The following is a 267-nucleotide window of genomic DNA, read 5'->3' as shown; positions in this document are numbered from 1 at the left end:
ATGAATCAGCTTGCGGCTGATCGTGTACCATCTGCCACTCCGGCAGCTGTGGAGAAAGAGCAAATTCCAGAGCAGCTCTTGTCAAAAGGTGAAAACAAACAACCAAAAATTGACCACACGCCTGCTGCCGAATGGAAGAATTCTGACGACTTGACGATTGAAGCAAGCATTACCGATGACCAAGCCAATACGGCTGTTTTTGTCAATTATCAGGATTCACAATCCGAATGGAAAAAAGTAAAAATGGAAGCAGGAAATTCAGGCAGC

1 protein-coding gene is annotated in these 267 nt (G+C 44.9%); it reads left to right on the top strand.

What is annotated here, in order from left to right; genetic code table 11:
• Positions 1-267: hypothetical protein (locus AC1ECF_RS17645; protein WP_480390743.1), on the top strand; the 267-nt coding region annotated here is incomplete at both ends.

The organism is Psychrobacillus sp. Z3-81, from assembly GCF_056620325.1.
Note: the sequence above shows the minus strand (reverse complement) of the source record. Positions and strands in the feature narration are given on the sequence as shown.